Here is a 2,113-nt window from a genome sequence, read left to right on the forward strand (position 1 = left end):
CTGACCATCATCAGCGCCATGTCGCCGACCACTTTCGACGACGGCGTCACCTTGACGATATCGCCGAACATCCGGTTCACATCGGCATACATCTGCGCCACTTCGTGCCAGCGTTCCTCCAGCCCCAGCGAACGCGCCTGCGCCTTGAGGTTGGTGAACTGTCCGCCCGGCATTTCGTGCAGATAAACCTCGGAGGCCGGCGCCTGAAGGCCGCTTTCAAAGGCCGCGTACTGGCCGCGCACCGCCTCGAAATAGTCGCTGATCTCGCGGATCGCCTTGATGTCCAGCCCGGTGTCGCGGTCGGTATGGCGCAACGCCTCGACCACGGTGCCCAGCGTCGCCTGAGAGGTGTTGCCCGAGAAGCTGTCCATCGCGCAATCCACCGCGTCCACGCCCGCCTCGGACGCCGCCAGAATGGTGGCGCTGGCGATGCCGGCCGTGTCATGCGTGTGGAAATGGATCGGCAGCCCGACCTCTTCCTTCAGCGCCCGGATCAGGATGCGCGCCGAGGCCGGTTTCAGCAGACCCGCCATATCCTTCAGACCCAGCACATGGGCCCCGGCGTCGCGCAGTTCCTTGGCCATGCCGACATAGTATTTCAGGTCATACTTGGCGCGATCGGGGTCCAGGATATCCCCGGTATAGCAGACGGTGCCTTCACAGATCTTGCCGTTCTCGACGACCGCATCCATCGCCACGCGCATGTTCTCGACCCAGTTGAGCGAGTCGAAGACGCGGAAGACGTCGATATTCTTCGACGCCTGACGCACAAACTCCTGCACCACATTGTCGGGATAGTTGGTGTAGCCAACCCCGTTCGCCCCGCGCAGCAGCATCTGGGTCATCAGGTTCGGCATCGCCTCGCGCAGATCGCGCAGACGCTGCCACGGGCATTCCTGCAGGAAGCGGTAAGCCACATCAAAAGTCGCGCCGCCCCAGCATTCGACCGAGAACAGCTGCGGCAGGTTGGCGGCATAGCTGGGCGCCACCCTGATCATGTCGATCGAGCGCATCCGCGTGGCCAGCAGCGACTGGTGGCCGTCGCGCATGGTGGTGTCGGTGATCAGCAACTGCCGCTGCGCCTTCATCCAGTCGGCGACGGCCTGCGGGCCTTTCTGCTCCAGCAGATTGCGCGTGCCCATCTGCGGCTCGGCTTTCCTGGCAGGTGGCCTGGCCTCTTTCAGATCGGGATGGGGCTGAGGGCGATCCTTGGTTTCGGGATGCCCGTTCACGGTAATGTCGGCGATATAGGTCAGAACCTTGGTGCCCCGGTCGCGGCGTTTCTTGAAATGGAACAGGTCCGGCGTCTCGTCGATGAACTTGGTGGTGTATTCGTTCGACAGAAAGGTCGGGTGCTTCAGCAGGTTCTCGACAAAGGCGATGTTGGTGGAAACGCCGCGCACGCGGAATTCGCGCAGGGCGCGGTCCATCCGGGCAATCGCCTTTTCCGGCGTCGGCGCCCAGGCGGTGACCTTGGTCAGCAGCGAGTCGTAATAGCGCGTGATCACGCCCCCCGCATAAGCGGTGCCGCCATCCAGACGGATGCCCATGCCGGTGGCCGAGCGATAGGCGGTGATGCGGCCATAGTCGGGGATGAAGTTGTTCAGCGGGTCCTCGGTGGTCACCCGCGTTTGCAGCGCATGGCCGTTCAGGCGGATTTCGTCCTGTGCGGCCTTGCCGGTGGCCTCGGCCAGGGTCTTGCCCTCGGCGATCAGGATCTGGGCCTGAACGATATCGATGCCGGTGACCTCTTCGGTGACGGTGTGTTCGACCTGAACACGCGGGTTCACCTCGATGAAGTAGAACTTGCCGGTTTCCATATCCATCAGGAATTCGACCGTGCCCGCGCATTCATAATTCACGTGGGCGCAAATCTTGCGCCCCAGTTCGCAAATCTCGGCGCGCTGCTCCTCGCTCAGATACGGGGCAGGGGCGCGTTCGACGACCTTCTGGTTGCGGCGCTGGACCGAGCAGTCGCGCTCATAGAGGTGATAGATCTCACCATGCTTGTCGCCCAGGATCTGCACCTCGACATGGCGGGCGCGGGTGATCATCTTTTCCAGATAGCCCTCGCCATTGCCAAACGCGGCCTCGGCCTCGCGGCGGCCTTCCA

The 2,113-nt window shown here is 63.0% G+C and carries 1 protein-coding gene; it reads right to left on the bottom strand.

What is annotated here, in order from left to right:
* On the bottom strand, window positions 1–2,113 hold a 2,113-nt coding region (locus tag ACR0AO_RS25320), incomplete at both ends, for a pyruvate carboxylase (protein ID WP_480609765.1).

Source organism: Ruegeria sp. AF8, assembly GCF_056541825.1.